Origin of the sequence: Streptomyces sp. NPDC056486 (assembly GCF_042795295.1) — a bacterium.
GTDB lineage: Bacteria > Actinomycetota > Actinomycetes > Streptomycetales > Streptomycetaceae > Streptomyces.
In genome coordinates this window covers 31,212-52,680 of the sequence record NZ_JBHTSF010000057.1, presented here as the reverse complement: position 1 = coordinate 52,680, position 21,469 = coordinate 31,212, and the positions used below count along the sequence as shown (strand labels likewise).

Here is a 21,469-nt window from a genome sequence, read left to right as displayed (position 1 = left end):
GTCGTCGTGGTGCTACTCGACGTCACTTGTCGGTGTCGTCCTTCGTCTCGTCGCCCTCTTCACCCTCGATGACGGGGATGAGGGAGAGCTTGCCGCGGGAGTCGATCTCGGCGATCTCGACCTGGACCTTGTGGCCCACACCGACAACGTCCTCGACGTTCTCCACGCGCTTGCCGCCGGCGAGCTTACGGATCTGCGAGATGTGCAGCAGACCGTCCTTGCCCGGCATCAGGGACACGAACGCACCGAAGGTGGTGGTCTTGACGACCGTACCCAGGTAGCGCTCGCCGACCTCCGGCATGGTCGGGTTGGCGATGCCGTTGATCGTGGCGCGCGCGGCCTCGGCCTGCGAGCCCTGCTGGGCACCGATGTAGATGGTGCCGTCGTCCTCGATCGTGATGTCGGCGCCGGTGTCCTCCTGGATCTGGTTGATCATCTTGCCCTTCGGGCCGATGACCTCACCGATCTTGTCCACCGGGATCTTGACCGTGATGATGCGCGGCGCGTTCGGGGACATCTCGTCCGGAACGTCGATCGCCTCGTTCATGACGTCCAGGATGTGCAGACGCGCGTCACGGGCCTGCTTCAGCGCGGCGGCCAGGACCGAGGCGGGGATGCCGTCGAGCTTGGTGTCGAGCTGGAGCGCGGTCACGAACTGCTTCGTACCGGCGACCTTGAAGTCCATGTCACCGAACGCGTCCTCCGCACCGAGGATGTCGGTGAGGGCGACGTAGTGCGTCTGGCCGTCGATCTCCTGGGAGATCAGACCCATGGCGATACCCGCGACGGCGGCCTTCAGCGGCACACCGGCGTTGAGCAGCGACATCGTGGAGGCACAGACCGAGCCCATGGACGTCGAGCCGTTCGAACCGAGGGCCTCGGAGACCTGACGGATCGCGTACGGGAAGTCCTCGCGCGAGGGGAGCACCGGCACGATGGCGCGCTCGGCGAGCGCGCCGTGGCCGATCTCGCGGCGCTTCGGCGAACCGACGCGGCCGGTCTCGCCGACCGAGTACGGCGGGAAGTTGTAGTTGTGCATGTAGCGCTTGCGCGTCACCGGGGAAAGGGTGTCGAGCTGCTGCTCCATGCGGAGCATGTTGAGGGTGGTGACGCCCAGGATCTGGGTCTCGCCACGCTCGAACAGCGCCGAACCGTGCACGCGCGGGATGGCCTCGACCTCGGCGGCGAGCGTACGGATGTCCGTGACGCCACGGCCGTCGATGCGGACCTTGTCCTTGATGACGCGCTCGCGGACCAGCTTCTTGGTCAGCGCGCGGTAGGCACCGGAGATCTCCTTCTCGCGGCCCTCGAACTGCGGGAGCAGCTTCTCGCCGGCGATCTCCTTGATGCGGTCCAGCTCGGCCTCGCGCTCCTGCTTGCCGGCGATGGTCAGGGCCTGGGAGAGCTCCGACTTCACGGCGGCCGTCAGGGCCTCGAGGACGTCGTCCTGGTAGTCCAGGAAGACCGGGAACTCGCCGGTGGGCTTGGCAGCCTTGGCGGCGAGGTCCGACTGGGCCTTGCAGAGCGCCTTGATGAAGGGCTTCGCGGCTTCCAGACCGGCGGCGACGATCTCCTCGGTGGGAGCCTCGGCACCGTCAGCGACGAGCTGGATCGTCTTCTCGGTGGCCTCGGCCTCGACCATCATGATCGCGACGTCGCCGTCCTCGAGGACACGACCGGCGACGACCATGTCGAAGACGGCGTCCTCGAGCTCGGTGTGCGTCGGGAACGCGACCCACTGGCCCTTGATCAGCGCGACACGTGTGCCGCCGATCGGACCGGAGAAGGGCAGTCCTGCCAGCTGCGTGGAGCAGGAGGCGGCGTTGATCGCGACCACGTCGTACAGGTGGTCGGGGTTGAGCGCCATGATCGTCTCGACGATCTGGATCTCGTTGCGCAGGCCCTTCTTGAAGGAAGGACGCAGCGGCCGGTCGATCAGTCGGCAGGTCAGGATCGCGTCCTCGGAGGGGCGACCCTCACGACGGAAGAACGAACCGGGGATCTTGCCGGCGGCGTACTGCCGCTCCTCGACGTCCACCGTGAGGGGGAAGAAGTCGAGCTGGTCCTTGGGCCGCTTGGAAGCGGTGGTGGCCGACAGCACCATGGTGTCGTCGTCCAGATACGCGACGGCGGAGCCTGCGGCCTGCTTGGCCAGGCGGCCCGTCTCGAAGCGGATGGTGCGGGTGCCGAAAGTGCCGTTGTCGATAACAGCCTCGGCGTAGTGGGTCTCGTTCTCCACTAGCGTTTTCTCCTCGTCTTCGTCCCTTGGCCCGTGTGGCACGGGGACGGTGGCGGAGAAGCGCTCCTTCTGGTGCGGGCCGGTCTTCGATCGAAGCACCCGGCGGTACTCGATTGCTCGATGATCGAGTTCTCCTCGACGCTCGAGCTTTCGCTGTACCCCGGGCGCCACTACCGAGGACCGGCGGCGGCGTTCCTTGAGGTGCGCTTCTCCTCGTTCGGTGTGACGTCGTCTCGTCGCCATGTGCGACGCCGTTACGTCTTTGGACCGTGCAGTCCGATTCTGCCCAGTCCGGTATGGGGTGTGCGTATGACGTTGTCTATGACGTTGTGCGTCCAGACTACAAAGCGCCGGTGACACTTCGCACGTAGAGCACGTACGGCATGCGTACATCACGCACGGCATGCTTGCATACCGCGATGTTGTGCACAGCGACGTCGATGCCGAGATCGATGTCGATGCCGATGTCGCTGCCGCTGTCGGCACAGATCGCGCAAACAGCAAAGGGAGCGGCCCCCTCTTGCGTGGGAACCGCCCCCTTCACGATGTCTTACTTAGCGCCCGCCGCACCGCGACGGATGCCCAGCCGGTCCACCAGCGCACGGAAGCGCTTGATGTCCTTGCGGGCCAGGTACTGCAGCAGACGGCGACGCTGACCGACCAGGATCAGCAGACCACGACGGGAGTGGTGGTCGTGCTTGTGGGTCTTGAGGTGCTCGGTCAGGTCCGAGATCCGGCGGGAGAGCATGGCGACCTGGACCTCGGGGGAGCCGGTGTCGCCCTCCTTCTGGCCGAACTCGGTCATGATCTGCTTCTTCGTAGCGGCGTCGAGCGACACGCTTACTCCTCGTAGTCTTTTCGTGCCCGCCGAGTGCCCCTGGTCTAAATCGCAGGGGAGCTTCCGTAACTCGGGAGGCGAGGTCCGCTGGGCGCTGCCTCCAGGTCCTCGATCATGTGCTCGATCGAGAGGGTCTGGGGGCGCGTACACATACGGCCGCTTCACAGGTTACCAGTCCGCTTGTGGGGGGATGACCGGGGGCTGTAGGGGGCCGCGGACCAGAGGCTGCCTCTACCTCATTCTCCACCCCGGCATGAAGGATTCCCCTCCCCGGTGTGAACGTGAACCGATACCCGCTCCGCGCCTGCACCCCCCAGTACGCTGAGCGGGCACTTCGTTCACATCGTTCGCACGTCGGGAAGTGGCCGCAGCACGCAAGGAGCGAGAGAAGAACGAGCTCTACGCTCTCGAGATCTCCGACGTGGAGTGGCACAGCGCACCGGGCACCGAGGCACACGAGGAGCGGGTCGAGATCGCGTACCTGCCGGACGGCGCGGTGGCCATGCGGTCGTCGGTCGAGCCCGAGACTCTGCTGCGGTACACCGGGGCGGAGTGGCGGGCCTTTGTTCTCGGGGCTCGGAACGGGGAATTCGATCTCGAGCCGGCGCCGCGCGATGACGGTCTGGACGCGGACTGACCGAGGCCCCCCGAGGGCCGCGCTTCACGCCGGAGTCCCGAGTGGATCTACCGCTTCGCGCCCTCGATGCCGATGACCAGCCACGACCACTCCTTCTTCTTCTCGGCACTGGGCCCTGACGCCTTTCTGCTGCCGAAAAAGAGCCGCCCGTTCTGGACCACGATGTCGCTCAGTTCGATATCGGCGAGGGTCCAGCCCTCGACGGGCAGACCGAAGAAGAAGTACGGGGTCTCCTTGCCGGTCCGCGGATTCAGGCTCACCAGCCCCATCGGCGTGATGTGGTCGCTGCTCTCCCGGTACGCGAGGAGCTGGTCGCCACTCATCCGCATGGGGTAGAGCAGCTGGTCACGCCCCGATTCGAACTTCTTGACGGTCTTGCCCGTCGCGAGGTCGAACGACACGATGCGATTCGCGTTGTTGACCATGTCGCCGTGCGGATCCTCGCGGCTCGTGACGAATACCTGGTCGCCGCTGACCACCGTCGAGGGGCAATCGTCGGCCGCGTTGAAGCCCGTCGCGGTCGAGCAGTTGACGACATAGTGGCCGCCTTCAAGCCCGATGGTCGCGCGTCGCTTTCCGTGGTCGTTGATCGAGATCAGGTGCGTCACGTCGTTGTCGCCCGCGGAGAGCCCGATGACGGCGGGCTCGGCGGACAGCAGATTGACCCCCTTGATGCCATCGGCGACCTGGTACGTCCACGTTGCGTCGCCGGTACGGGGATCCAACTTCTGCACCTGGTACGTGTGGCTCTTGCGGTGAACGCAGGCCAGCACCATGAGCAGACCGCGCCCACCCGCCAAACCCTCGTGCTCGCAGCCTGAGACGCGTGCCTTTTTCCACAGACGGTCCCCTGTGTCCATGTCGTACGCCACCGAACCGTTGCCCCAGGTCACGGCGACGGTGCCACGCGTCATCGACACACTCGTCGGATCCTGGCCGAAGATGGTCTTCGACGTCGGGAACTTCTTGTCCCAGACCTTTTCACCCGTGTCGATGTCGACGAAGGCCACCTGCTCGCAAGGTGCCTCGGGATCGTTCTTGGACCTGTGGAGCACCGCAATGCGAGCTTCCACGGTCACATGACGAGTGAGCCCGCAGATGGGTCCGGCGAGGGGCGTACGCCAGGCCTCGTCACCCGTGGAGACGTCCTTGCCGATCTTGAATCCCACGAGCGTTCTATTGATGCCCTTGGCGAGGATCTTGTCAGTGGCCCACGTGCCCGGCGTGTCGTACTGCTCTCCGGGGCTCATGTCGTCGACGGAGAACCGGAAGGCCATCTGGCCCTTTGTGGTCGCAGGCGGCTTTTCGACCGTCTCCCTGACGTCGAGCCGGCTCTGAGGAGCGGCATCCGGCTTGTCGTCGTCGGGTGTCAGGTCACCGACCCCGAGCCAGAGGTATCCGCCACCAGCACACAGCACCACAACAAGAACGGCGGCTATGACGCCGAACAGCCGCCTCCGACGATTCCTGCGGGCTCCGTCCGCTGCCAGGGTTGACTGGGTGAAGGAGGAGGGAGGCGGGCCGAAACTCACGTCGTGAGGTCCTTGTCTTGTCTACGTTTGTGGGGGAGGCAGGGTCCGTCGTCCGCCCAGGGCGCGGCGGAGCGGATCGCGGAGCAGATGCCAGACGGCAGGGCGCAGCTGTCAGCTGGTCAGAGCACGCGCTGAGGCGTACACGTCGAAGACGGCCAAGGTCAGTGGGACCAGCGTCAGCAGGACGAAGCCTTCCGCGATCTCCGTGAAACGACCCCAGAAGGGGGTGACACCTCGGCGCGATGTGATCAGGCCTACGGCAGTGACCAGCGCGGAGGCGGCCGCGATCGCAGCGATCAGCCACAGTGTCCGGATGTTGAGAGCTGCACTGTTGCCGTGCAGGGCATCGTCCATCAGCGCCTGCGGCGGGTTGATGCAGAGGCCGAGCACGAGCAGCACCAGCGCCCCCAGACCCGCGGCCAGCGTGGCGGCGACCTGGGCCGTGTAGCGGAAGAGCTGGGCGCGCATCAGCATGGCGACGCCGGTGGCGAGGGCCAGCAGCTGCCCCCATACGTCATCGGAAAAGCCGAGTACAGCGGCGGCCCCTACGGATACCAGCGCACAGCCGCCGACGAGGCCGACGAGGAGTTCGTGGCCGCGGCGGGCCTGGGCGGCGATGCGTTCGGCGTCGATCGGGTCCTGCGGCGCCGGCTCCGAGTCGTACTCGCTGCGCGCGGCGTGCGGGGACTCGAAAGCGATGGGGAGACGGGCGAACCGCATGGAAAGGCCCGGCAGGAACGCGAGGGCCCCCACGGCCAGCGGGGCACAGAGCGCCGCGGTCTCGATGGGCTCCAGATTCCACAGCGTCGCGAGGAACACCGTGAGCAGGCCGACCGCGGAGGCGAAGACAAAGGCGACGAACGGACCGTCCCCGCGCGGCGACACCAGTGTGAGGATCACCGAGGCGATGAGCACGGCCGTACAGGCGAGCAGGAACTGGAGCCTGCCGATGCCCTGGTGCTCCGTCAGGGGCAGGAGTCCGGAGCCGGCCACGGCCACGTTCGGCAGAGCGCCGAGGCCGAGTGCGATGGCCGACGTCCGATCGTCGTAGATCCGCGCGCGTACGCAGCCGAGAGTGAGCAGCAGCAGACCCGCGACGGCGGCGAGGATCCCCGGGAGGCTGTGCATGTCGTGGCGGGGCTCTGCGGTCCAGGCCACGAAGGCGATGAGGGCCGGCAGGACGGCGCCGCCGATGAGGCCCGCCACCCGCGTCAGGTCGCCGTTCCACAGCGAGCGGTCACGCGTCACCGCGGAGGCGATGGCCTCGGAGACGTCGTCGAAGACGGCGGGCGGCAGCGATTCCGAGAACGGACGCAGAGTGAGGAGCTCTCCGTCGAGGATGCGCTGTGCCGCGAAGGAGCGGGCGCTGTCGAGCACGGCGCCGTCACGGCGTACGAGGTGGTAGCCGACGGGGGCGCCTTCGGCCGGGCTCTGCCGGGAGAGGCGCAGGATCTCCGGGTAGATGTCGGCGACCGGGATGTCGTCGGGCAGCGCCACGTCGATGCGGCTGTCGGGCGCGACGATGGTGACCCGGCAGAAGCCGAATCCCGTGCCGGCGCCGGAGGGGGGCGGCCCCGGAGGCGTTCCCTGGCCGGGTCGGCCCGATCCGGTGGCCGTCGCGGAGGCCGTCATGCTCACCTTGCTGCTCCCCCTCAATGCTGGTGGTCCTGGTGGCAATGTCATCAGCGGTGGCGGTGCTGATGCCGATGTCATCAGTGGTGCTGGTGTTGCGTACTCGGCGTGTCCGCCGACTGTGCCGCATCGATCAGTGTGTTACGACGCAATCGGGTCCGGCTGGCTGGTTCTTGGGGGCGGCCCTCACCACATACCGCTAAATACCCCGATTCATCGGCCAGTTGCCCGGCACCTCTTCGGCCGGATTAGCAGGTGCTCACGCGCACATCGGCACCCTACCGCCGTCCGGTCACCACCAGTATCAGTAGGATCACACAGCGGCCAGCGTCCGCCTGAAACGGGGCGGCGGACGGAACATCTCGGCCCTGTACGGGAATTGGTGCGTAGTGAGTCACATCGTCGTGAAGCGCCCACCTCGGGCTCTGCCATCGCAGGTACCCACCGAGGAGATCGTGCTACAGCCTCCACCCGAGCTGCCGCGCGGGCAGCAGGAGGGCGCGATGATGCAGCTCCTGCCCATGCTGGGCATGGGCGGCTCCGTGGTGTTCTTCTTCATGCCCAGTTCGCATCCGTTCATGAAGATCATGGGCATGGTGATGGTCGCGTCGACGGTGGCCATGTCCGTCGCGATGCTGATCCGCCACCGGCGAGGGACACAGGGCCAGTTGGCCGACATGCGCCGCGACTACCTCCGGTACCTGAAGCAGACCCGGCGGCAGGCCCTGGACACCGCGCGGGCCCAGCGCGACGCGCAGTACTACCTCCACCCCTCCCCCGAGCAGCTGTGGGCCCTGGTCGCAGAGGGCAGCCGGGTCTGGGAACGCCGTACGGGGGACGAGGACTTCGGTCAGGTGCGCGTCGGCCTCGGCCCGCAGTCGCTCGCCACCCCCCTCGTCCCGCCGGAGACCGCCCCGGTGGACGAACTGGAACCGCTCACCGCAGGGGCGATGCAGCGCTTCCTCGCCGCGCACAGCACGCTGGAGGACCTGCCGATGGCGGTCTCCCTGCGAGCCTTCTACCACGTGACGGTGAGCGGTGACCCCAGCACTGTGCGGGCAGCGGCCCGCGCGCTGACCGGCTCTCTCGCTTCGCTGCACTCCCCTCAGGACCTGGTCATCGCGGTCGCGGCGGGACGGACTGCCTCCCAGGACTGGGAGTGGTCCAAGTGGCTGCCGCACTGCCAGACGGAAGGCACCGCGGACGGCGCGGGCAGCCGCCGTCTGATCACCGGTGACCCGATGGAGCTCGAGGCGATGCTCGCCGCCCGGCTACAGGGACGGCCCCGCTTCCACCCGGGCGGGGCTCATGTGCCGGACGAGCCCCACATCGTCGTCGTACTCGATGGCCTGTCGCTGCCTCCCATGTCGGTTCTCGCCTCCCCGGAGGGACTGCAGGGCGTGACGGTCGTGGAGGTCGTGCCAGGCGAGCTGAACGATGGACGGGGCGGATTGTCCATCGTCGTGCAGCCGAGGTCACTGCGGATCGAATCCGGACACGGCATGGTCTACGAGGGCACGCCCGACCTCCTCTCCTACGAAGCCGCCGAGGCGCTGGCCCGGCAACTTGCCCCATTGCGGGTGGCATCGGGCGGGGACGACGACGAACCACTCCTCGCCAATCTCGAGTTCACGGATCTGCTGAGCCTGGGTGACGCGAACTCGGTCGACACGGCCCGGACGTGGCGCCCGCGCGCGCAGGCGGAGCGGCTGCGCGTACCGATCGGCGTCGGTGAGGACGGCCGCCCCGTGATGCTGGACCTCAAGGAAGCGGCGCAGGAGGGCATGGGCCCGCACGGGCTGTGCGTGGGAGCCACCGGTTCCGGCAAGTCGGAGCTGCTGCGCACGCTGGTCCTCGGCCTCGCCGTCACTCACTCCTCCGAAAGCCTGAACTTCGTCCTCGCCGACTTCAAGGGTGGTGCGACCTTCGCGGGCATGGCGCAGATGCCGCATGTAGCCGCCGTGATCACCAACCTGGCGGACGACCTGACGCTGGTCGACCGCATGGGTGACTCCATCCGAGGCGAGCTCAACCGGCGTCAGGAGCTGCTGCGCGACTCGGGCAACTACGCCAACGTCAACGACTACGAGAAGGCCCGCGCGGCCGGCGCCCCGCTCCAGCCGATCCCGTCCCTGGTCCTGGTCATCGACGAGTTCAGCGAACTACTCACCTCCAAGCCGGACTTCATCGAGATGTTCGTACAGATCGGCCGCATCGGCCGCTCGCTGGGCGTGCATCTGCTGCTTGCGTCGCAGCGCCTGGAGGAGGGCCGGCTGCGCGGCCTGGAAACCTATCTGTCCTACCGGGTAGGCCTGCGCACCTTCTCCGCCGCCGAGTCGCGCGCGGCGCTCGGTGTCCCCGACGCGTACCAGTTGCCGAACGTGCCCGGCTCCGGCTACCTGAAGTTCGGCACGGACGAGATGGTGCGCTTCAAGGCGGCCTACGTCTCCGGGGTGTACCGCTCGGGCTCCGCGCAGGCCGCGGCCCTTGGCGGCCCGCGGCCCGTGGACCGCCGTCCGGTGCTGTTCACGGCGGCCGAGGTCCCCGTGCGCTATGCCGCCGCGGCAACGGTGCCGGAGCCGCGTACGCAATCGGCGACGGACCCGGACGACGCGCTGGCCGACACCGTCCTCGACGTCATCGTGCGCCGCCTGGAGGCGCAGGGCCCGGCGGCCCACCAGGTGTGGCTGCCGCCGCTGGACAGCCCACCGTCCCTGGACCAGTTGATCCCGGGGCTCGCGGCCGTGCCCGGGCGCGGCCTCACGCAGCCTGGTTACGAGGGAGCAGGGCGGCTCGTCGTCCCCCTCGGCCTGGTCGACAAGCCGTACGAGCAGCGCCGTGACGCACTGTGGTGCGACTTCTCGGGCGCGGCGGGTCACATGCAGATCGTCGGTGGCCCGCAGTCCGGAAAGTCGACCTTGCTGCGCTCGCTGATGGCATCTTTCGCCCTCACACACACCCCCCACGAGGTGCAGCTCTACGGCCTTGACTTCGGCGGCGGCGGGATGTCGTCCGTGGCCGGGCTCCCCCACGTCGGCGGGGTCGCCTCACGTCTCGACCCCGAGAGGGTGCGGCGCACGGTCGCCGAGGTGTACGGCGTGATGACGCGCCGCGAGGAGTACTTCCGGACGTCCGGCATCCCGTCGATCGCCGACTTCCGTACGCGCAGGGCGCGCGGCGACATCACGGTGGCCGACCAGCCGTGGGGCGACGTCTTCCTGATCATCGACGGGTGGGGCAACTTCCGTTCGGACTACGAGGGCTTGGAGCCTGCGGTCCTGGACATCGCGGCGCGCGGCCTCGGCTATGGCGTCCACTTGATCCTCACCGCATCGAGGTCGATGGAGGTCCGCGCGAACCTCAAGGACCACCTCATGAACCGCCTCGAACTGCGCCTCGGCGACACCATGGATTCAGAGTTCGACCGCAAGGTGGCGGCGAATGTCCCCTCCGGCGTGCCCGGCCGGGGCCAGTCCCCGCAGAAGCAGCACTTCATGGCGGCGGTCCCGCGCATCGACGGTCTGACGTCCGACACGGACCTGGCCGACGCCACGTCCACCCTGACCACCGAGGTCGCTCGTCACTGGACGGCGCCGGGCGCACCACAGGTCCGCCTGCTGCCGAGGGAACTCCCCTCCGAGCAGCTCCCGCCGGGCAATGTCTTCCCGAACCGGGGGGTGTCCTTCGCCCTCGACGAGACCAACCTCGAACCGGTCTTCGTGGACTTCGAGCAGGACCCGTTCTTCTTCGTCTTCGGCGAGAGCGAGTCGGGCAAGTCGAATCTGCTGCGCCTGCTGATCACCCGCCTCACGGAGCGCTACAGCGGCGACGACTGCAAACTCTTCGTGGTCGACAACCGCCGCTCCCTCCTCGACGTGACCCCGGCATCGCACCTGGCGGAGTACATCCCCATGTCCAACGCCATGGACCACCACATGGCGGCCTTGGCCGACCTGATGAACCGCCGCACGCCCACGGCCGACGTCACCGCCCAGCAGCTCCGCGAGCGCAGTTGGTGGCGGGGCCCGACGGTGTACGTGATCGTCGACGACTACGACCTGGTGTCCACATCCAGCGGCAACCCGCTGGGCCAGCTCACCGAGCTGCTCCCCTTCGCCCGCGATGTGGGCGTCCGCTTCATCATCGCGCGGTCGACGGCGGGTGCGGGGCGTGCGGCGTACGAACCCTTCATGCAGCGGATGAAGGAGCTGGGCGCGCAGGGTGTGGTGCTCGCCGGGGATCCGGACGAGGGGGACATCCTGGGTGGAGTACGGCCACGGCCGATGCCGGCGGGACGGGGGACCTTCGTCTCGCGGCGGCGGGGGAAGCCGTTGGTGCAGACGGGGTTGGTGAGTGGGGAGTACTGATCGGATCACCCCCAGTAGTGTGGGCACACAGCTCGTTCGTACGTTGTGAAGGGACCGTGCCGCCATGACCGAGGCAGAGGCAACGGAAGCGCAGGAGAAGGCACGCAAGGAACGCGAGAAGGACGAGCTCTACGCCCTCGACATCTCCGGCGTGGAGTGGCACAGCGCTCCCGGCACCGAGGCGCACGAGGAGCGGGTCGAGATCGCGTATCTGCCCGACGGCGCCGTAGCCATGCGGTCATCGCTCGACCCCGAGACGGTGCTGCGATACACCGAGGCGGAGTGGCGCGCCTTTGTACTGGGTGCGCGGGACGGGGAGTTCGATCTGGAGCCTTCGCCGCGTAATGGCGGGGTCTCGGCGGAATAGGCGCGCGCCGTTCCGGTGGCTATCGCGGTCCGCAATCGGCGTGTGTGAGGATTCCACGCGTCATACTGAGGGAATCGCGCGCCACCGGGACCGGCGGTGGGCACGAGTTCGGCGTTCGCGGCGAGCTGGGTTGGTGACGCGCGCAGGGCGTGCGGCACACGCGGCTCACATCGTGAGCAAGAATCAGCTCAAGTCCCGCGAGCCCACCTCCATGGCGTACCGCATTGGTGCACAGCTCCGCGACGGCCAGTTCAACCGGGTCGGCCAACTCGGTGAGTCGCCAATGCTGTTGCACTCACACGCGGGTGCGGTGGCGGGCTTCGGCGACGGGGCGGAGCGGGTCGAGGACGGAGGCGTCCCAGCCGACGCGGGTGGGGGTGGCGTCGAGTTGAAGTGGCTGAAGTCGAGCTATTCCGAGGCCTCCGGCAACAACTGTGCGAGGTGGCCGAGAACGGACATCGCGTCGTCGTCCGCGACTCCAAGGACGTAGCACGGCCGTGGGCGACGGTGGGGCGCGAGGCGTGGAGGCAGTTCACCGAGGCCCTGGCACAGTCGTCGCACTAGAGCAAGCCCGGAGCTCGGGAGACGGCCCCACCACAACAGAACGAGGTGGACACCTCCCGCGCGTGCCCACCCCGACGTTCTGCGCTGCTTCTCATGCTCACTGGAAGTAGCTGGCGCCCTTCAGGTCACCGCCGCGGTAGTCACCGCCGGCCTGGCCGACTTTCTGGCCGATGTCGACAAGAGCCCGATGGATGGCCTCGACGTTTTTGTCCCACTCCTTCTGCTGCAGGACGTACGCCTCGTGGGCCTTGCCCTCCCACCCCTCGGCCACCTTCGCCACCGCCCGCTTGATATCAGCCAGGTCGGCTTCCAACTGCTTTGCCTGGTTGCCGAGTTCGGTCGTGATGGCATCAAGGCCACCATATTTGACCGCCATCTCGCCATAGTGGACGTTTACCATGCCTACCCCGTCTCTCAGTGGTTGCGGGGGATTCGCCCCCAGGGACCGCGGTGCTTCAGTAGCTGTTGATGGCCGACTGCTTGCCGCCGTACTGCACGTCGATGCTGTCGATCGTCGACCGGACTTGGTCTTCGAGTCCGTCCGTGAGCTTCTCGTTGCCGCTGATATTTTCGAGGAAATCCACCAGGATTCGCCCGATCGCCTGCATTCGTTCGTTGATCTCAATCTGCTTCTTGTTGAATGCGGTAGCTCCGACGCCGCGCCAGTTGACCTCCATCGTGTCGAGGGTTCCCTGGAGGCGCTTTAGCTGCTGCTGGACCGATTCGTACTTGCCCACAATCTCTTTTTTCAGAAGCGCCACTTGATCGCTGTTCAACTTCTGGCCTTCAGCCACGGCTGGGCTCCCTTCTTGAACTTCTACTGGTGTGTACCGGGTGAAACGGCGTCGCGTTCAGGCTCTGCGCCGGGCACGCACCGCCGCGAGGGCGCCACCGCCGAACACCACGACCACAGCGGTGGAACCGAGGATCAACCACAACTGGCCTTGGCCATCTGCGGACTTAGTGCTTGAGGCCGCTGCTGCGGCATCTTCGTCTGCGGGCCCCTTCTGGGGCTGCGATGAAGTTGATGCGGGGGCAGAGGGGGAAGCTTCCTTGCCGGGACCGACACCAGGGGTCTTCTCGTTGGTGAGGGGGTTGACGTCCGCAGGGCCCGGTCCCCCCTTGCCCTCAAGCAAGTTGGGAGCCGGCCGGACCAGTCCGTATCCGAGGTAGACACTCGGATCGCCCTTTGGCCAGTCGCGGCCCGCGGTGTCGATGAGGACGCGGAGGACCTGGTTGGCCGTCCAGCTAGGATGCTTGGACCAGACCAAGGCAGCGGAGGCGGAGGCGATGGCAGTTGCGGCACTCGTGCCGCCCTTGCCATCGCAGTACGAGCGGAACGTCTCATCGCACCACTCCGGGAGATTCAGGCCCGGTGCCGCCAGATCCACGTAGTCGCCGCGTTCAGAGAACTTAGCGACCTTCCCTGACTTGTCGGCGGCGGAGACCCCGGCGACAGATGGATACGCAGCGGGATACCCGATGAAGCTCTTCTTCTCTCCATCGTTTCCGACGCCGGCGAACATCAATTTCCCCTTCGAGGCTGCATACTTCACCGCCTCTTTCTCATCTGGGTACATGAAGTCACCACCGAAGGACATGCTGATGATCTGAACGTCACTATCTGCCGCTGCTCGGATTGCCTCGGCGCTTCGGTCTTCCTTCTTGTCAAATTTGCTTCCCAGGCCGGTACGAACTGACACAACCTCAGCACCGGGCGCCAGCCCCTTGATGCCTCCGCCACGGCCGGATCCCACGATCAGTTCTGCCATCGTGGTTCCATGTCCGTCGTAGTCATCCAGCGACCCACCAGGCAGGCCCGTCACGTCTTTGCCCGGCTGCACCCGACCCGTCAAAGAAGGGGTCTCCGAGACACCCGTGTCGATAACCGCGACGCTGATTCCCTTGCCAGTGCTGACTTTCCACAAGTCATCGGCGCCCATGGCGTCCAAGTACCACTGTCTCGACTGAACATCGTCGGCAACTGCACTCGGAGCCATACCGACTGACGCGAGGGCCAATACGCCGACTGCCGAGCCCACGAAAGTGACAAGTCTCCGTATAGGCACGGAAAACGGCGCGCCCCATCCGCCATGCCAGCCGAACTCTGGCTTCATGCCCTGCACGTCCTCGCTCGCGATCAGTCGATTACCGGCGGCACAAGCCGCCGGCTACTGGGTACATGTGTTTCTTCGTCCTCGACCAGATGGCGCCGTTGTGTGCTCTCATCCTCGGTCTGAACAGGGCGTTGCCCATTCCCTCCAGGGCCACGCACCAAGCCTGTGCCACCTGTGGTGAACCCGCCTCCTTGGCCACCCCCGGCTGGCCCCCTCTTGGGGGTCCCGACAACGCCATCAGCGTTGCTGGTGGAACGGCTCGGCAACCGCCCACCACCAGTGGTGCCGTGGGGTGTCGCTCCCACTACCCCGTGCTGATTGGCGCCTCCGCCTGGGGCTCTCGAACCTCCAGTGCCCTCTGCGCCGATGACCGGCCCGCGCGGTACCCGCGAACTCGCGGACCCTGGCACCGGACCTGGGGCCGGGCGTCCCCCGACAACGCCATTGGCGCGCCCCCCGCCAGTCCCTGGAATGCCAGAACGCGGGCCCGTCACACCGCTGGATCGTGGTGTTCCTCCAGTTACAGCACGCCCCACAGGCGGCTGCCCGGTGGCCGTCGGACCACCGATGGTTCTCCCTTGGGCCGTCGGGCCTGTACGCCCAATCGGGCCAGGCTGGCCACGTCCCGGTCCCACGGTTGATCCGCTTGGGCCCATGGTTCGGCCCTGAGCCGGTAGCGGAGCTTTCGGACCTCCGGCAGGAACTGATGTACGCGCCGCAGGGCCACTGATCGCAGGGTTCCGAGGGCCACCCGCGAAGGGAGGAACAAACTCCCCACCAGCACCTGTCGGACTAGGCCCCGAAGGCGGCGAACCAGGCGTCGGGCTCACGGTTTGCGGCGGCAAGGTGCCGACGCTGTCAATCTCAGTACCGATAGGCCGGTGGGGAACGATCGACTCCGGAGCGGTAGTCGGGCCAGGTTCGCCAATGGGGAGCGACGAGGGGGCATGCGGTCGAGCGTGGCTTGCCGTCGGAGCGTCGACAGAGCGGCGAGGCTCTACCTGAGCATCGCCAGCTACCGGGGCGGAACCGGCCGCATCCTGCCCCGCACCGAGGTTGTCCCTCCTCGAAGGCCTCGGTACCCCCACATTCGGCATAGCCGAGAACGTAGGCGGCTCCTGCCCAGCCATCGAATGCTGCGACACCTGGTAGAACGACGACAACCGATTCATCTGGTTGATCGCCTCTTGCCGATGAGTCTCCGCCTTGGCCGCAGCTTCGTACTCCGCATTGCCGTCGACCCTCTTGGGGGTCGGGATGTCCTCGACCATCTTCGGGTCGGCACGCTGGTCCCGGGGCGGCATGGAGCTACGGACAGACGCCAGCCCAGCACCGGCCGAGGCAATTTGGACGCTGGCAGTGTCGGCGAAGTCGGAGAGCTGATGCGTGTCCTTGACAAGCCTCTTGCCCCACTTGCGGAACGCCTCCCCCGACGCCCCTTCCCAGTCCACTCGATCAATGTGCTGCCCGAGTTCCGTGGCGGCCACGGTAATCGCGTTGCGTGCCTCCTTGAGCGCCTCCCCCGCGCTCTCCAAGTCGGCGGGATTCGCTTGTTCGACCAGGTCGATCATGTCGTTGAGGTGGTGACCTTCGAAGCTCACTAACGCCACCCGGAGTCAGAGCTGTCGTCGCCATTGCTACGAGGCGAATCTGGCATGCCGTTCTTCTCGCGCTGAGCGGAAGCCTCGTCACGGTCGACCCTGGTCTGGATCGCCCAGAAGCGCTGCCTCAGATCCTCGTCAAGGTTGTCGAAGCCGACGTCCGCGCCATGCACCGCGATGCTCATGGCGTCGATCTGGTCACCGAGCATCTTGGAGAGCGAGGTCAGCCGCTCGTGAACCTGGTTGTACTGCGAGTGCAGGCCATCGGCGGCGGGAAACGTGCTGCCCTCACCGCTGAAGGAACCCCGGGTGAGCTTGTACCCCCCGACCTCGCTCGAACCACCAGCCGAACCCTCGAACTCCGTGAGTAGCGTGTTGACGCGCCGACGAAAGGTCTTCAGCGCCTCTAGCCCGCGCTTGAGGTCGGCGTCCGATGACGGCGCCGTACCCCCGCGCCCCTCTGTAGCAAGCACGATGCCTACCCTCCCCGTTACCTGCCTGCCCCGACCGGATCGCGATCGCGGTGGCTCGGTGGTCACTTATCGCACCCGCGTCACTCTAGTCACACTCGCTGTGACTACCAACTGTTCTATACAGCAGACCGGTTGAGAAGCAGCCATCAGCAGGGGCCCCTACAGGTCCCCACCCTGCGACGAGGCGCAACTCCCCTCCGAGGTAGCCGCTACCAGCAGTACCTGATCGCCTACGGATCCGTGGTGACCAAGCCAACCAGCTGATCTCAGCGCCCTGACGCTGGCCACAGCACACACGCTGCCACCTCTGCCCCCACGGAACGACATGTCCCCTACTCAACCCGTATGAGTACACCTACTCAGATTCTCCAGGCACAACTGTCGTTACTCTCTTGAGAGTTCAGGTGAGCCAGTGGCACTGACACACGCTAGGTGGTGACGCTCAGACGGAGCACGAAGGAAGTAGACCGCGCATGGCGTGGGACGAGTAGGAGCAACTCAAGGCCGGTGCGGCCGAGCGCCACACAGCTCACATGCAGCTCAACGAGTTTCAGGCCGACGGAAGCGAAGGTGGCACACCCAACAGCGGGAGCAGTGGAACTGGCACGCCCCAAGCACAGCGGCGGCCCTTGGACCAAGGCAGCGAAGACCGCGGATGACCTCGAGTCCAGCACGACCAGATCAAGAACCGACCCACTCGGCCCACGGTGGCGTCACCATCCTGGAATCCGAGGCCGACCTACCCCCATCTCCCACGACGATCGTCACAGCCCACCCACCGACCGATGCCGACAGCACGTCCTGGACCTCCTTCACGCCGACCCCAACCGCCACTGGCACACCCACGACCTCGCCCGCCACTCGGCGACATCACCCTCAGCACGATGTACCGACGACTCGACGGGCCGCACACGGACTCATCACCACGACCGGACCAGCCACCTACGGCAGTCCAAGAACCCACTCAACCCCCTTGTCATCAGCAGAAATACGTCAACTACCCGGCCCTGGGTCAATGCACGAAGCGACCACATCGACTACGGCCACCCAACGAGCAGCAGCCCGACAGCATGGACGACCAGGCCGCCGCGCACGTCCCCACAGCCGAAGCCACAGAGGACCGACCATCATGGCCTACATTGGCCGGCCTCGGCGCCGCGATCCTCCTCGCTGCAGGGGCCACCGTCGCCGTAGCCTGCCGCCGCAGGCGGATCACCTGACCCGTGGCCCCAGGGAGCTTCAGTGGCCGACGGGGCTTGGCCATCTCGTCACCGTTAGCCCTTGCAAGCAACTCTCCATGATCCATAAGGTTTTACGGTCCGGACGTGTCCGGCCGATCTCTACTGACGGGGGAATCTCAGATGGCCTGGACCGAATGGGAGCAGTTGAACGCGGAGGCCGCAGCGCGTCGGTCCAGCGGGATGCAGCTGAACGGTCTGCCCGCAGAAGGCGGGGGTGGAGGAGACAAGGACCTCGTCGTCCGCGACAACGAGCTCGGAAAACTCGGCAACATGGCCTACGACCTGCGGGAACGCTTCCGTGTGGACAGCGACCACGCCCGCCAGAGCACGTTCGACGCCTCCATCGAGCTCTTCAACGACGGCCTGGACACCGGCTCCGCACTCACCGAGCTACACGATGCGTGGAACAGCAAGACCAAGGTCCTCAAGGAGGCCTGCGCGCACATCTCCAACGGGCTCGACTTCGCCCGCTCGCAGCACGCGAAGGACGACGTCGATATCGAGACGTCGCTCAAGGCCTCCGTCATTTCCAGCTACTTGACGTGAGGAGAAACAGGTGCTGACCGTAGAGGATCTGACGCAGCTGCGTCTCGGCAGGCTGCAAGAGGCCGTCTCCGACTGGGAGGCGATGGTGGGAAAGCTCCAGCGCCTGGCCGCCGGCAAGGGCGAGGGCGGGGGCATCACCGCCGGGGGACTTGCCCAGGCGGCGAACGGCGCCGTTTGGAGTGGCGCCACTGCCACCGTGACCCGCGAATTCGTCGACAACACCGCGAAAGAGTTCAGCCACGCGGCTGCCGAGGCCAAGACCATCCTGGGGCTGCTGCGCGACACGCACCACGACTTCGCCAAGCACCGCAGTGATCTCAAGGCGGCCCTTGCCGACGCGGAGAAGCGGCACATCTACGTCGCGGACGACGGTACGGCAACCTCGGCTGCAGCCCCGCCGGCGATCACGAAAGGCAAATCACTCGCCCCCACCCAGGAAGAACTGGACGCGGCAGCCGAGCGCGTCTCGCGCATCCTGTGGGAGGCCACGGAGACCGACCGAATCGCGGCCAAGGCCCTGCGCGACATCGCGAAGAACAAGAACGACTTCAGGACCGGCGGGCCCAAGGACCTCGAAGCGGCGGACAGGCAGCAGGGCAAGAAGGAAGCCGAGTACTGGGCGAAGAAGATCAAGGAAGGGAACGTCGGGGACTGGAGCGACGCCAAACTCGCACGCTTCAACGAGGCCCTGCGCAACCAACGCGACAACGAGCAGTTCACCGCCGCACTCGCCACATCCCTTGGCGGCGAGGGCACCCTCCAGTTCTGGCGTGACCTGGCCGCTCCGGCGGGCACCGACATCGAGGGCGACCGGGCAAAGATGCTGGCCCATGTCCAGGACAACATGAGCATGTCCCTCGCCAATGCCACCCACGTCGACACCGATGGCATGGACCAGTGGAAGCGCGACATCGTCGCAGCCGGGGACAAGCAGTTCCCGATCCGGCAGGGTCTAGAAGGGCCGTACGGTTTCCAGGTGGCGAGCAGCCTGATGCAGAAGGGCAAGTTCGATTCCGGCTTCCTCAATAGCTACGGCAGCGAACTGATCAAGTTCGAGCGTGAGAAGGGGAAGGACGAGACCCTAGGAAACCCCGACTTGCTGTGGAGCGACGACACGCAGCTGGACTACCCGCCCTCGGGCAAGGGGAACGACCCGGTGGCCGGCTTCCTGCAGGGCCTGGCGCACAACCCGCAGGCATCCGCGGAGTTCTTCAACGGCTCCACGGACACCAAGGGCCTGGAAAAGCTCGACAACTTCGCTTACCTGACTGGTGCGGAGCAGAAGAACGCTGACGGTGAGCCGATCGAAGTACGCAAGTGGCCGCAGGACGGAGAGGGCAAGCCGGTTGGGTACGCGAGCCTGGGGCATGCGTTGGAGTCGGCGACGCTCGGGTATCCATACGACGACAAAACGCCCGAGGTTCCTCCGCTGAAAACCGAGGCCGATGTCGCGGCGCGGATCGAGCGGACCGATGTGATGGACAAGGTCGTCGACCACTACAAGAGTGCGGAGCTGATCGACGGGCAGCCGGGGGTGCGGGACAGCTTGACGCGGATGGCAGCGGGGCATGTCGACAGCCTCACCTACTCGGTAAGCGACTTCGGGGGTAGCCGGGGCGTGGCCGGAGTCGACGAATTGCTCAACGCCGACAAGAAGCACCTAGTCGATTTCGGGTCTTCCGAATCCACAGGCTTCCTTCGGGCCTTGGGCTCGGACCCGGATTCCTACGCAACGGTCTCCGGTGCCCAACAGGTCTACGGTGCCAGCCTTATGGCGGCGCAAGGCAACGACCACGATGCGGCAATGGACGCAGGAAAATACAGCCTGCTTGTGCACGGCATGCTCGACGAGTCCCGGACGGAGGCCATCGGCAAGGATTTCGCCGACGACGAGACGGCGCGCAACAAGGAGCTGGAGAAGCAGGCGGAGTGGCGCAAGTTCGCCGCGAGTGCCGCGATCGGTACGGCAGCGGGCGTGGGAGCAGCCACTATCGTCCCCGTAGGTGCCGCTGCCGTGATCGCCGTACCGCTTGCTTTCGAGGCCGGCGGTGGGGCGGCGGAGACGGCATGGGCGACCAGCACCATCGACTGGCTTGAGGCCAAGGAGTACAGCAACGACCAGGAGGCCATCGAGAGCATCGAGGACGCACAGGAGGTCGGTCAAAGCAACGCGATGGCCCCTCTCATCAACTACGCGGAATCCAACGGGATCACGGGTGATGCTTGGCGTGATCACGAGCCTGATATGCATGCCATGTACGCTGCCGGTGCCGCCAAGGTGGACACCGATAACGTGAGGATCGAATGATGCGGAACTCTCGCCTTGCTGCCCTCGGTCTGGCGTGTGCACTTCTCGCTGTCGGAGGCTGTGACGACGGAGGCGAGAAGAAAGACCGAGCCCCGTCAGCGAAGGATGCCTGTACGAGACTCCTGGGCCAAGAGGGCATGCAGTGGCTCAAGGACCGGTCCAAGGGACGCCGACTTGAAATCAGCGCACCTGATTCGACAACCAGCGCTCGCGCCTACTTCCGTAAGCAGGTTCTCGACTGGAATCCACCGGGCGGCAACGGCATCGAAAGTGTTCCGAGCTTCGGCGCCTCAGGGATGTGCGAAGCGGAGAGCAAGGACGCAGAGCCTCCCCATGACGAGTTCGTGAGGATCCGCTACGGCGCATCGACCTTCCCCTTCGACTTCCCCTTCGACAGGCCTCTCCCGAACGGGGACAAGAGGACTGTGATCGATGCCGGGCCGGATGTGAAGCTGGTCCACCGCCCGGACTCCCAGTTCAACGTTGCCACGGAGTACCAGGTGTACGTCAGGTGCGCCGTACCAGGCGCCCCCAAGGGCCACCTCAACGAGGTCCCCCTGGAAGGTTCCCTACGCGACACCTTCACTGGTGACCCCAGCCACCGCACCCACCTCCAACACCTCCTCCACTCCGCAAAGGTAATGGCCGCCGGATTCGGCTGCACCAACAAGCCCCAGATCCCGTCGGCCGTCCCCGCCTCCGTTAAGGACTGAGAGGTCGTTTCTCCTGGTGTTTCATCCCGGAATGTGCGGTTGGTTATCTTTCGCCGGGTCACGCCAGGAGACGGCGGCCTCACCGGTGAGGCGGCGAGCCGATCTCGCGCAATTCGTGTTCCGGTGGACACCCAAAATCCAGGGCCCTGTTGCGGCGCTCGGCCCGCCAGGCCGACAGGGTCGGCTCGATCAACTCCCAGCGGGCGTCGGACAGATCGCTCGGGTAGGCGCGTCGCGGCTGCATGGTGGTGGCGTACCACGCGAAGGCGAGTGCGCCCAGGCGCGCGGCATCGG

The 21,469-nt window shown here is 66.3% G+C and carries 17 protein-coding genes and 1 pseudogene; 8 read left to right on the top strand and 10 right to left on the bottom strand.

Annotated elements, in window-relative coordinates; all coding sequences use genetic code 11:
• Positions 1-22: 22 nt before the first annotated feature.
• From ACFQ7F_RS22895 to rpsO, 3 genes are all read right to left on the bottom strand, one after another.
• Entirely contained in the window at positions 23-2,239 is a 2,217-nt protein-coding gene (locus ACFQ7F_RS22895) for a polyribonucleotide nucleotidyltransferase (RefSeq protein ID WP_383273229.1), read from the bottom strand.
• A 340-nt stretch (positions 2,240-2,579) separates the two neighbouring features.
• Positions 2,580-2,783: a hypothetical protein gene (locus ACFQ7F_RS22890; RefSeq protein WP_383273227.1), complete on the bottom strand. Its 204-nt coding sequence runs from the start codon at positions 2,781-2,783 to the stop codon at positions 2,580-2,582.
• Between the two features lie 6 nt (positions 2,784-2,789).
• The gene (gene rpsO, locus ACFQ7F_RS22885; protein ID WP_383273224.1) at positions 2,790-3,077 is read right to left on the bottom strand and encodes a 30S ribosomal protein S15; all 288 of its coding nucleotides are present in this window, start codon (positions 3,075-3,077) and stop codon (positions 2,790-2,792) included.
• Positions 3,078-3,438: 361 nt separating this feature from the next.
• Here rpsO and ACFQ7F_RS22880 point away from each other — a divergent pair, with 361 nt between their 5' ends.
• Positions 3,439-3,714 (top strand): DUF397 domain-containing protein, encoded by a 276-nt coding sequence (locus ACFQ7F_RS22880; protein WP_383273222.1) that lies wholly within the window; start codon positions 3,439-3,441, stop codon positions 3,712-3,714.
• 47 nt (positions 3,715-3,761) lie between these two features.
• Here ACFQ7F_RS22880 and ACFQ7F_RS22875 read toward each other — a convergent pair whose 3' ends face one another.
• Both ACFQ7F_RS22875 and eccD read right to left on the bottom strand, forming a co-directional pair.
• Entirely contained in the window at positions 3,762-5,246 is a 1,485-nt protein-coding gene (locus tag ACFQ7F_RS22875) for a PQQ-binding-like beta-propeller repeat protein (protein ID WP_383273220.1), read from the bottom strand.
• A gap of 111 nt (positions 5,247-5,357) precedes the next feature.
• Positions 5,358-6,884 (bottom strand): type VII secretion integral membrane protein EccD, encoded by a 1,527-nt coding sequence (gene eccD / locus ACFQ7F_RS22870; protein WP_383273218.1) that lies wholly within the window; start codon positions 6,882-6,884, stop codon positions 5,358-5,360.
• Positions 6,885-7,267: 383 nt separating this feature from the next.
• On the opposite strand from eccD, the gene eccCa reads away from it, so the two are divergent.
• The 4 genes from eccCa to ACFQ7F_RS22850 all read left to right on the top strand — a co-directional run bounded on the left by eccCa (position 7,268) and on the right by ACFQ7F_RS22850 (position 12,176).
• On the top strand, positions 7,268-11,245 hold the full coding sequence (eccCa, locus tag ACFQ7F_RS22865) for a type VII secretion protein EccCa (protein ID WP_383273216.1): 3,978 nt from the start codon (positions 7,268-7,270) through the stop codon (positions 11,243-11,245).
• A gap of 64 nt (positions 11,246-11,309) precedes the next feature.
• Positions 11,310-11,612, top strand: coding sequence for a DUF397 domain-containing protein (locus tag ACFQ7F_RS22860; protein WP_383273214.1), 303 nt, complete (start codon positions 11,310-11,312; stop codon positions 11,610-11,612).
• A gap of 172 nt (positions 11,613-11,784) precedes the next feature.
• Positions 11,785-12,102 carry a hypothetical protein gene (locus ACFQ7F_RS22855; RefSeq protein ID WP_383273238.1) on the top strand — a complete coding sequence of 106 codons (318 nt, stop codon included), beginning with the start codon at positions 11,785-11,787 and terminating at the stop codon, positions 12,100-12,102.
• Positions 12,045-12,176: a DUF397 domain-containing protein gene (locus ACFQ7F_RS22850; protein WP_383273236.1), complete on the top strand. Its 132-nt coding sequence runs from the start codon at positions 12,045-12,047 to the stop codon at positions 12,174-12,176. Before ACFQ7F_RS22855 ends, ACFQ7F_RS22850 begins: the two co-directional genes overlap by 58 nt.
• A gap of 97 nt (positions 12,177-12,273) precedes the next feature.
• Here the strand turns inward: ACFQ7F_RS22850 and ACFQ7F_RS22845 are convergent, their stop codons facing one another.
• From ACFQ7F_RS22845 to ACFQ7F_RS22830, 4 genes are all read right to left on the bottom strand, one after another.
• On the bottom strand, positions 12,274-12,552 hold the full coding sequence (locus ACFQ7F_RS22845) for a WXG100 family type VII secretion target (protein WP_383273212.1): 279 nt from the start codon (positions 12,550-12,552) through the stop codon (positions 12,274-12,276).
• A 79-nt stretch (positions 12,553-12,631) separates the two neighbouring features.
• Complete coding sequence (locus tag ACFQ7F_RS22840; RefSeq protein WP_383273210.1) at positions 12,632-12,970, bottom strand: WXG100 family type VII secretion target; 339 nt, start codon at positions 12,968-12,970, stop codon at positions 12,632-12,634.
• A gap of 57 nt (positions 12,971-13,027) precedes the next feature.
• Entirely contained in the window at positions 13,028-14,293 is a 1,266-nt protein-coding gene (locus ACFQ7F_RS22835) for a S8 family serine peptidase (protein WP_383273208.1), read from the bottom strand.
• Positions 14,294-15,893: 1,600 nt separating this feature from the next.
• The gene (locus ACFQ7F_RS22830; RefSeq protein ID WP_383273206.1) at positions 15,894-16,367 is read right to left on the bottom strand and encodes a hypothetical protein; all 474 of its coding nucleotides are present in this window, start codon (positions 16,365-16,367) and stop codon (positions 15,894-15,896) included.
• Positions 16,368-17,728: 1,361 nt separating this feature from the next.
• Here ACFQ7F_RS22830 and ACFQ7F_RS22825 point away from each other — a divergent pair.
• From ACFQ7F_RS22825 to ACFQ7F_RS22815, 3 genes are all read left to right on the top strand, one after another.
• Entirely contained in the window at positions 17,729-18,154 is a 426-nt protein-coding gene (locus tag ACFQ7F_RS22825) for a hypothetical protein (protein WP_383273204.1), read from the top strand.
• Positions 18,155-18,164: 10 nt separating this feature from the next.
• Entirely contained in the window at positions 18,165-20,462 is a 2,298-nt protein-coding gene (locus tag ACFQ7F_RS22820) for a hypothetical protein (RefSeq protein WP_383273202.1), read from the top strand.
• A 137-nt stretch (positions 20,463-20,599) separates the two neighbouring features.
• Positions 20,600-21,175 (top strand): hypothetical protein, encoded by a 576-nt coding sequence (locus ACFQ7F_RS22815; protein ID WP_383273200.1) that lies wholly within the window; start codon positions 20,600-20,602, stop codon positions 21,173-21,175.
• Between the two features lie 153 nt (positions 21,176-21,328).
• On the opposite strand, the pseudogene ACFQ7F_RS22810 reads toward ACFQ7F_RS22815, so the two are convergent.
• Positions 21,329-21,419, bottom strand: a pseudogene (locus ACFQ7F_RS22810) (IS5/IS1182 family transposase); the annotation flags it as partial.
• Positions 21,420-21,469: the final 50 nt, after the last annotated feature.